The organism is Nocardia sp. JMUB6875, from assembly GCF_041154655.1.
GTDB lineage: Bacteria > Actinomycetota > Actinomycetes > Mycobacteriales > Mycobacteriaceae > Nocardia.
This window is the reverse complement of record NZ_BAAFGR010000272.1, coordinates 1-7,073: the sequence shown is the minus strand read 5'-3', so window position 1 is coordinate 7,073 and position 7,073 is coordinate 1. Positions and strand designations below refer to the sequence as shown.

The window sequence follows — 7,073 nt, the reverse complement described above, 5'->3', positions numbered from 1 at the left end:
GTGCTGATGTGGGACTCCAGGGCGGGCATGGCGATCAGCGTCGGGTGAGGGCGGCGAGCCAGGCTTCGACCGTGGTGAGGTCGGGGGCGTTGATGTCGAGGGTGGCGGGGGCGAGGGAGTTGAGGTGCCAGGCGGCGGTGGGGAAGGCGGATTCGATGTCGGTGCGGGACAGGCGGTGTGGGCCCCAGGTGCCGGGTTGGCGGTCGCTGAAGCCGAGGAGGTAGTAGTGGCCGCCGGGGTTGAGGATGGTGGTCAGGCCAGTGACCAGGGCGGTGCGGTCGTCGCCGTCGAAGAGGTGGAACAGGCCGCAGTCCAGGGCCGTGTCGAAGGTGTCGCCGAGGGTGCCCAGGTCGAGGGCGTTGTGGCGGAGGAAGGTCGCCTTCAGGCCGCGGTCGGCGGCCTTGTGGCGGGCGGTGTCGAGGGCCTGCGCGGATAGGTCGATGCCGGTGGCGTCGAGGCCGAAGCTCGCGGCCAGTAGTGCGTGTTCGCCTGTGCCGCAGCCGAGATCGAGCACGCGGCCGTGCAGTGCGCCGGACTCGGCGAGGGCCGCGAAGGCGGATTGTGGGCGGTCGATGTCCCACGGGGGCTTGGTCGCGTAGAGGGTGTCGGGTGCGTCGGGGTCGTGGTACTCGGGGTGCGGGTCCATACCTTCGAATTTATCGAGCGTCGGGTAGTCGGGGGCGCCCGCCGGGAAACTGCACGGGCGACCAGTTTTCCGGGTTGCCGTGCGCGCCGGACCGGATTACCGCACACTGGGCTCCACGCAAACGCCGTGTGAGGGCGGCGTTTTCACTCGGGAGCACCTATGACGGAAACCCAGCCCACATCCGGTGATGATGAACGGCGGCTCGCCGAACTCGGTTACAAACAGGAATTGGCGCGATCCTGGTCGGGATTCTCCAACTTCGCCATCAGTTTCACGATTGTCTCGATTCTGACCGGCGGATTGGCGAGTTACGGGATCGGCCTGCAGAACGGCGGGCCGATCACCATGGCGTGGGGCTGGCCGCTGGTCTCGCTCATGGTGTTGTTCGTCGGGCTGGCCATGGCCGAATTGGCGTCGGCGTACCCGACCTCCGGCGGACTGTACTGGTGGGCGTCGGAGCTGGGCGGGCCGGTGTGGGGGTGGTTCACCGGGTGGTTCAATCTGATCGGGCAGATCGCGGTGACCGCGGCCATCGATTACGGCGCGGCGATTTTCACGACCGCGGTGCTCAATGTGATCGGGTGGGATATCGGCACCGATCGCACCGCCATCTTCATGGTGTTCGCCGGAATCATCGTGCTGCACGCGGTATTGAACGCCATCGGCCCGCATCTGTCGGCGGTCATCAACAACGTGTCGGCGTGGTGGCATGTCGGCGGCGTGGCGCTGTTCGTGCTGATCCTGGGCTTCGGGGCGGATCACCACCAGAGCATCGGGTTCGTGTTCACCAAGACCGTGGACAACAGCGCGGTCGGATTCGGCGGGGTGGCATTCAGTTTCCTGCTCGGATTGCTGCACGCGCAGTACACATTCACCGGATACGACGCCTCGGCGCACATGTCCGAGGAGACCCACGACGCCTCGCGGATGGCGGCCAAGGGAATCATCAATACGATCATCGTGTCGGCGGTCGCGGGGTATCTGCTGATTCTGGCGGTGACGTTCGCGATTCCGAATCTGGACGACTCGCTGGATCCGACGAAGAACAGCGGCTATCCGGTCATCTACATCCTGCAGAATTCGCTGAGTTCGTTCTGGTCGGGATTCCTGCTGATCATCGCCGCGGTGGCCCAATTGTTCTGCGGCTACGCCTCGGTCACCGCGGCCTCGCGGATGCTGTTCGCGTTCTCCCGCGATGGCGCGGTGCCCGGATCGAAGTTGTGGTCGGCGCTGTCGGCGCGGAAGGTGCCGGTGAACGCGGTGCTGTTCGTGTCGGTTTTCGCGTTCATCCTGCTGATTCCGTCGATGTTGGTGCCGGCGGCCAACGCCCCGACCGCGTACGCCGCGGCGACCTCGGTGGCCACCATCGGGTTGTACATCGCCTACGGTCTGCCGGTGCTGCTGCGGTTGCGGCACGGCGAGCGATTCCAGACCGGGCCTTGGCAATTGGGCCGCTGGTATCGCCCGGTCGGGATCATCGCGCTGATCTGGATCGTGATCATCAGCGTGCTGTTCATCCTGCCCACCGATGACCACGGCTATCCGTGGGTGGACGGATTCACTTGGAACTCGGTGAATTACGCGCCGATCACCCTGGTCGGCGTGGTCGGGGCGATCGCCATCTGGTGGTTCGCCTCGGCGCGGCGCTGGTTCACCGGGCCGAAGCGGACCGTGGAGGAACCGCCGGGGACCGAAGCCCCCGTCGGCGCCTGAGAGCTACAGCGGGGTCACGTACGCACCCGAGATGCCGCCGTCGACCAGGAATTGCGAGGCGGTGATGAAGGAGGAATCGTCGCTGGCGAGGAAGGCCACGGCGGCGGCGATCTCCTCCGGCTCGGCGAAGCGTCCGGTGGGGATGTGCACCAGGCGGCGGGCAGCGCGCTCGGGATCCTTGGCGAACAGCTCCTGCAGCAGGGGAGTGTTGACCGGTCCGGGGCACAGGGCGTTGACGCGAATGCCCTGGCGCGCGAACTGGACTCCGAGTTCGCGGCTCATGGACAGCACGCCGCCCTTGGAGGCGGTGTAGGAGATCTGCGAGGTGGCCGCGCCCATGACCGCGACGAAGGACGCGGTATTGATGACCGAGCCCTTGCCGCGCTCGAGCATGTGCTCGATGGCGTACTTGCTGCACAGGTAGACCGACGTCAGATTGACGTCCTGCACCCGCTTCCACGCCTCGAGGCCGGTGGTGAGGATCGAATCGTCGTCCGGCGGTGAGATTCCCGCATTGTTGAAGGCGATGTCGAGGCCGCCGTAGGTGTCCACGGCGGTCTGGAACATGGCCTTGACCTGTTCCTCGTCGGTGACGTCGACCTTCACGTAGAGACCGCCGACCTCGGCCGCGGCGGCCTCGCCGGTGGTGGCGTCGATATCGGCGACCACGACCTTCGCGCCCTCCTGGGCGAAGCGCCGCACGGTGGCGAGGCCGATGCCGCTGCCGCCGCCGGTGACCACCGCGACTCGATCCTGTAAGCGCTGCAACGTTTCTCCTTCTCTCGGATGGGGGTCTCTACTCGGTGGCGAGGAAGACGTTCTTGGTTTCGGTGAAGGCGCGCGCGGCGTCCGGGCCGAGCTCGCGGCCCAGGCCGGACTGTTTGAAGCCGCCGAACGGGGTCCAATACCGCACGGAGGAATGCGAATTCACCGAGAGGTTCCCGGCCTCGACGCCGCGGGCCACCCGCAGGGCGCGGCCGACATCGGAGGTCCAGATGGAGCCGGACAGGCCGTATTCGGTGTCATTGGCCAGGCGCAGGGCGTCGGCCTCGTCGTCGAAGGGGGTGACGGTCACGACCGGGCCGAAGATCTCCTCGGTGAGGACGCGATCCTCGGGGCCGGAGGGGAGAACAACCGTTGGGGGGAACCAGAATCCGGGGCCGTCGGGCCGGGTGCCGGTGAAGGCCACCTTGGTCGAGGGTTCCAGGAAGGCGGCGACGCGGTCGCGGTGGGCGGCGGAGATGAGCGGGCCCATCTCGGTGTCGGCATTGGAGGGATCGCCGACGACGACGCCTTGCACGGCGGGTTCGAGGAGTTCGAGAAAGCGGTCGAAGATGCTGCGCTGCACCAGGATCCGGGAACGCGCGCAGCAGTCCTGACCGGCATTGTCGAAGACGCCGTAGGGTGCGGTGGCGGCGGCGCGCTCGATATCGGCGTCGGCGAACACGATATTGGCGCTCTTGCCGCCCAATTCGAGAGTCACGCGCTTCACCTGGTCGGCGCAGCCGATCATGATCTGCTTGCCGACCTCGGTGGAACCGGTGAAGACCACCTTGCGCACGGCGGGGTGGGTGACGAAGCGTGCGCCCACCACCGAGCCTTTGCCGGGTATCACCTGGAAGACATGTTCGGGCAGACCGGCTTCCAGCGCGAGCTCGCCCAGGCGGATCGCGGTCAGGGGCGTGAGTTCGGCCGGTTTGAGCACCACCGTGTTCCCGGCGGCCAACGCGGGCCCGAAGCCCCACGCCGCGATCGGCATGGGGAAGTTCCACGGCACGATGATGCCGACCACGCCCAGCGGTTCGCAGAAGGTGATGTCTACGCCGCCTTGCACCGGAATCTGATTGCCCAGCAGGCGTTCCGGCATACCCGCGCTGTAGTGCAGCACATCGCGGACGTTCCCGGCCTCCCAGCGGGCATTGCCGATGGTGTGCCCGGCATTGCTCACCTCGAGCCGGGCCAGCTGCTCGATCTCGGCGTCGACGGCCTCGGCGAAGCGGCGCAGCAGCCGCGCGCGATCACCGGGCGCGACGGCGCGCCAGCCCTCGAAGGCCCGCTGGGCGCGGGCGATGGCGGCGTCGGTCGCGGCCTGGTCGGCCAATTCGATGGTGGCCACCACGGTTTCGGTGGCGGGGTTGACCACCTCGGTCGTCGTCACGGGTTGCGTTCCTTTCCGTATCGGTCCGCCTGTTCGACCAGGGCCCGCATCAGGCGGGCGTCGGTCGCGTTCTCCTCGGGATGCCACTGCACGCCCAATAGGAAGGGGCCGTCGCGGGTCTCGGCCGCCTCGATGGTGCCGTCGGGGGCGTGCGCGGTGGCGGCGAGGGCGGGGGCGAGCGTGTCGATGGCCTGATGGTGGTGGCAGTGCGCCTTCACCTCCGGGCCGACGATGGCGGCGACCCGGCTGCCGGGGGTGGTCGCGACCGTGGTGATCGTGAAAGTGCCCGGCTCGCGGTTGTGTTCGGTGTGGCCGAGGACGTCGGGCAGGTGCTGGTGCAGGGTGCCGCCGAGGGCGACGTTCACCAGTTGCAGGCCGCGGCAGATGGCGAGCACGGGCAGGTGTGCGGCGCGGGCCAGTTCGAAGAGGCCGAATTCGGATTCGTCGCGGTCGGTGCGCGGCTTGCCGGTGGCGGGGTGCGGTGAGGCGCCGTAGCGGGCCGGGTCGAGGTCGGCGCCGCCGGTCAGCACCAGGCCGTCGAGGCGGTCGATCAGTTCGGGGCGCGGGGTTCCGGTGGGCGGCAACAGGACCGGGATGCCGCCCGCGCGCACGGTCAGGTCGACATAGGTGCGGGCCAGGACCGCGGCGTCCACGTCCCAGTGGCCGAAGCGGGTGCGCTCGGCATAGGTGGGCAGGCCGATGATCGGCCGGCGTCCGGTGTCAGAGTCGTTCGAAGCCACGCATCCGCTCCCAGTCCGTGACGGCCGCGTCGTAGGCGTCGATCTCGACCTGCGCGGCATTGCGGTAGTGGCGCACGACTTCCGGGCCGAACGCCTTCTGCGCGACCTTGCTCTCGCCGAAGAGCTGGGCGGCCTCGCGCAGGGTGCGCGGGACGCGGGGGCGATGGGAGCGGTAGGCGTTGCCGTGGAATTCCGGTTCCAGGGGCAGTTGCTGCTCGATGCCGTGCAATCCGGCGGCGATGGCGGCGGCGACGGCCAGGTACGGGTTGACGTCGCCGCCCGGGATGCGGTTCTCGAAGCGCAGGGACGGGCCGTGGCCGACGGTGCGCAGGGCGCAGGTGCGGTTGTCGCGGCCCCAGGCCAGGGCGGTGGGCGCGAAACTGCCCGCCTGGAAACGCTTGTAGGAGTTGATGTTCGGGGCCAGGAAATAGGTGAGCTCACGCAGGCAGTCCAGCTGGCCCGCCAGGAAGTGGCGCATAAGAGCCGAGGGGCCGTCGCCGTCGGCGAAGACCGGCTCGCCCGCGTCATTGCGCAGGCTCAGGTGGATGTGGCAGGAATTGCCTTCGCGCTCATTGTATTTCGCCATGAAGGTGATGCTGCGGCCGTCCTGGGCGGCGATCTCCTTGGCCCCGGTCTTGTAGATGCTGTGATTGTCGCAGGTGATCAGGGCCTCGTCGTAGCGGAAGGCGATCTCGTGCTGGCCGGGATTGCATTCGCCCTTCGCGGACTCGACATACATTCCGGCGCCGGACATTTCGGTGCGGATGCGGCGCAGCAGCGGCTCGATGCGGCCGGTGCCGAGCATGGAGTAGTCGACGTTGTACTGGTTGGCCGGGGTCAGGTCCCGGTAGCCGCTGCGGAACGCGGCCTCGTAGGTGTCGTCGAAGACCAGGAATTCCAGCTCGGTGCCGACGTAGGCGTGTAAACCGTGCTCGGCCAGGCGATCCAGCTGCGCCCGCAATACCTGCCTGGGGGAGGCGGCGACCGGCTGACCCGGCATGCCGTGATCGGTCACCTGCTCCACATCGCAGAGCACCAGGGCGGTGCCCGGCCACCACGGCACCAGCCGCAGGGTGCTCAGATCCGGGCGCAGCACGAAGTCGCCGTAGCCGGTCTCCCACGAGGACATCTCGTAGCCCTCGACCGTGGTCATCTCCACATCGACGGCGAGCAGATAATTACAGGCCTCGGTCGCCTGATCCAGCACCTCGTCCACGAAATACCGTGCCGAACAACGCTTCCCCTGTAACCGGCCCTGCATATCCGTCATCGCCACCAGCACGGTGTCCAGCTGCCCCGCCTCCACCAGCCGCACCAGCTCCGCCGTGCTCAACATCCCGGCCCGCATCTCGACCCCTCTCGACGTCAACGTGCCCACGCTAGGCGACCCCACCCCCCACGCGTGCCCGAATTGCCGAGGAGATCCCCGTACGATTCGCAGCGTTCATGTCCGCAGCAGCTTTTCTGGGGGTCGGGGTCGTCGCACCTGTTCACCGCAACGGCTATGAGCGGCGGCACGCTTTGAGTGTGGTGATCGGCTGAGGGTCGTTGGCGCTCTGCCCCCACGCCTGGATCTCGACGTGGACGCCGCACATGACGCGGTCACCGGCCTGCAGTCCCGCGATGTCGGAGGGAATGTTCACCGAGACAGTCCTGCTCGGCATTCCCCGAACTGCCAGACTCGGTGTCTGGTCCGCCAGGCTGGTGAGCACGCACGGAGCCGAGTTCGAGCACTCGACCACGAACGGCACCTCCCCATCCCACTCCTCCGGCCCCTCGTGCGTGAAGGCCCACAAGAGCGCCCACGCGGCCCCCA

The 7,073-nt window shown here is 67.9% G+C and carries 7 protein-coding genes; 1 reads left to right on the top strand and 6 read right to left on the bottom strand.

The window, feature by feature from the left end; translation table 11 throughout:
- Nucleotides 1-34 precede the first annotated feature (34 nt).
- Nucleotides 35-646 carry a class I SAM-dependent methyltransferase gene (locus tag ACAM49_RS37555; RefSeq protein ID WP_369640291.1) on the bottom strand — a complete coding sequence of 204 codons (612 nt, stop codon included), beginning with the start codon at nucleotides 644-646 and terminating at the stop codon, nucleotides 35-37.
- Between the two features lie 159 nt (nucleotides 647-805).
- Between ACAM49_RS37555 and ACAM49_RS37550 the strand changes: the two genes are divergently transcribed.
- Nucleotides 806-2,359: an amino acid permease gene (locus ACAM49_RS37550; protein ID WP_369640290.1), complete on the top strand. Its 1,554-nt coding sequence runs from the start codon at nucleotides 806-808 to the stop codon at nucleotides 2,357-2,359.
- A 3-nt stretch (nucleotides 2,360-2,362) separates the two neighbouring features.
- On the opposite strand, the gene ACAM49_RS37545 is transcribed toward ACAM49_RS37550, so the two are convergent.
- The 5 genes from ACAM49_RS37545 to ACAM49_RS37525 all read right to left on the bottom strand — a co-directional run.
- The gene (locus ACAM49_RS37545; protein ID WP_369640289.1) at nucleotides 2,363-3,127 is read right to left on the bottom strand and encodes a 3-oxoacyl-ACP reductase; all 765 of its coding nucleotides are present in this window, start codon (nucleotides 3,125-3,127) and stop codon (nucleotides 2,363-2,365) included.
- Between the two features lie 28 nt (nucleotides 3,128-3,155).
- Nucleotides 3,156-4,517 (bottom strand): aldehyde dehydrogenase, encoded by a 1,362-nt coding sequence (locus ACAM49_RS37540; RefSeq protein ID WP_369640288.1) that lies wholly within the window; start codon nucleotides 4,515-4,517, stop codon nucleotides 3,156-3,158.
- Complete coding sequence (locus ACAM49_RS37535) at nucleotides 4,514-5,257, bottom strand: gamma-glutamyl-gamma-aminobutyrate hydrolase family protein (protein WP_369640287.1); 744 nt, start codon at nucleotides 5,255-5,257, stop codon at nucleotides 4,514-4,516. Before ACAM49_RS37535 ends, ACAM49_RS37540 begins: the two co-directional genes overlap by 4 nt.
- The gene (locus tag ACAM49_RS37530) at nucleotides 5,238-6,593 is read right to left on the bottom strand and encodes a glutamine synthetase family protein (RefSeq protein WP_369640292.1); all 1,356 of its coding nucleotides are present in this window, start codon (nucleotides 6,591-6,593) and stop codon (nucleotides 5,238-5,240) included. Before ACAM49_RS37530 ends, ACAM49_RS37535 begins: the two co-directional genes overlap by 20 nt.
- A 166-nt stretch (nucleotides 6,594-6,759) precedes the next feature.
- The coding region (locus ACAM49_RS37525) for a hypothetical protein (protein ID WP_369640286.1) at nucleotides 6,760-7,073 on the bottom strand (314 nt) is incomplete at its 5' end.